The organism is Pedobacter suwonensis, from assembly GCF_044762335.1.
GTDB lineage: Bacteria > Bacteroidota > Bacteroidia > Sphingobacteriales > Sphingobacteriaceae > Pedobacter.
Genome location: NZ_JBIWEB010000040.1, coordinates 3,206 through 5,058 on the forward strand (window position 1 = coordinate 3,206; position 1,853 = coordinate 5,058).

Below are 1,853 nucleotides of genomic sequence, written 5' to 3' on the forward strand. Positions count from 1 at the left end.
CTTTTTTTTTTTCTTGTGTTTTTAAAGTATTCAGTATCAAGTATCCAGACATTAAGCCTTCTAACTCTTTACCCTATACCTTAATTAGAAATATCATGTTGCGCAGTGAGTAGTCAATGCTACTCCAGAAAGGAGGTATTCCAGCCGCACCTTCCGGTACGGCTACCTTGTTACGACTTAGCCCCAGTTACCGGTTTTACCCTAGGACGCTCCTTGCGGTTACATACTTTAGGTACCCCCAGCTTCCATGGCTTGACGGGCGGTGTGTACAAGGCCCGGGAACGTATTCACCGCGTCATTGCTGATACGCGATTACTAGCGAATCCAACTTCATGGGGTCGAGTTGCAGACCCCAATCCGAACTGTGAACGGCTTTGTGAGATTCGCATCATATTGCTATGTAGCTGCCCTCTGTACCGTCCATTGTAGCACGTGTGTAGCCCCGGACGTAAGGGCCATGATGACTTGACGTCGTCCCCTCCTTCCTCTCTGTTTGCACAGGCAGTCTGTTTAGAGTCCCCACCATTACATGCTGGCAACTAAACATAGGGGTTGCGCTCGTTGCGGGACTTAACCCAACACCTCACGGCACGAGCTGACGACAGCCATGCAGCACCTAGTTTCGTGTCCTTGCGGACTGATCTATCTCTAGATCATTCACTAACTTTCAAGCCCGGGTAAGGTTCCTCGCGTATCATCGAATTAAACCACATGCTCCTCCGCTTGTGCGGGCCCCCGTCAATTCCTTTGAGTTTCACCCTTGCGGGCGTACTCCCCAGGTGGAACACTTAACGCTTTCGCTTAGCCGCTGACTGTGTATCGCCAACAGCGAGTGTTCATCGTTTAGGGCGTGGACTACCAGGGTATCTAATCCTGTTTGATCCCCACGCTTTCGTGCCTCAGCGTCAATAAGACCATAGTAAGCTGCCTTCGCAATCGGTGTTCTGAGACATATCTATGCATTTCACCGCTACTTGTCTCATTCCGCCTACCTCTAGTCCATTCAAGCCCATCAGTATCAAGGGCACTGCGATAGTTGAGCTACCGTCTTTCACCCCTGACTTAACAGGCCGCCTACGCACCCTTTAAACCCAATAAATCCGGATAACGCTTGGATCCTCCGTATTACCGCGGCTGCTGGCACGGAGTTAGCCGATCCTTATTCTTCCGGTACATTCAGCTCATTACTCGTAATGAGGTTTATTCCCGGATAAAAGCAGTTTACAACCCATAGGGCAGTCTTCCTGCACGCGGCATGGCTGGTTCAGAGTTGCCTCCATTGACCAATATTCCTTACTGCTGCCTCCCGTAGGAGTCTGGTCCGTGTCTCAGTACCAGTGTGGGGGGCCATCCTCTCAGATCCCCTAGTCATCGTCGCCTTGGTGGGCCGTTACCCCGCCAACTAGCTAATGACACGCATGCCCATCTCCATCCCATAAATGTTTGATCATTGGATAATGCCATCCTGTGATTTTATGCGGTATTAATCCGGATTTCTCCGGGCTATCCCCCTGATGAAGGTAGGTTGCATACGCGTTACGCACCCGTGCGCCACTTTCCTCTCCAGCAAGCTGGAAAGTATCGTTCGACTTGCATGTATTAGGCCTGCCGCTAGCGTTCATCCTGAGCCAGGATCAAACTCTCCATTGTAAAATGTGTTGTTCAATACTGACCAGTTTTAACTATCGTTAAAAATAGTCTTCTTTTTTGTTATGTCTGTCAGACATTGACTTTAAAATTCAGTCAGGCATTCTGTACTTGAATACGTACTTCATTACCTCACTGCGCTACATTGACATCTCTTTTAAGAACTTATCGACTGTTGTTGCCTCGCGGCCCGTCTTTATATATCT

At 49.1% G+C, this 1,853-nt stretch carries 1 rRNA gene; it reads right to left on the bottom strand.

Features of this window, described 5'->3' with window-relative positions:
• Positions 1-128 precede the first annotated feature (128 nt).
• A 16S ribosomal RNA gene (locus ACIQXP_RS25095) occupies positions 129-1,650 on the bottom strand.
• Between the last annotated feature and the right edge of the window lie 203 nt (positions 1,651-1,853).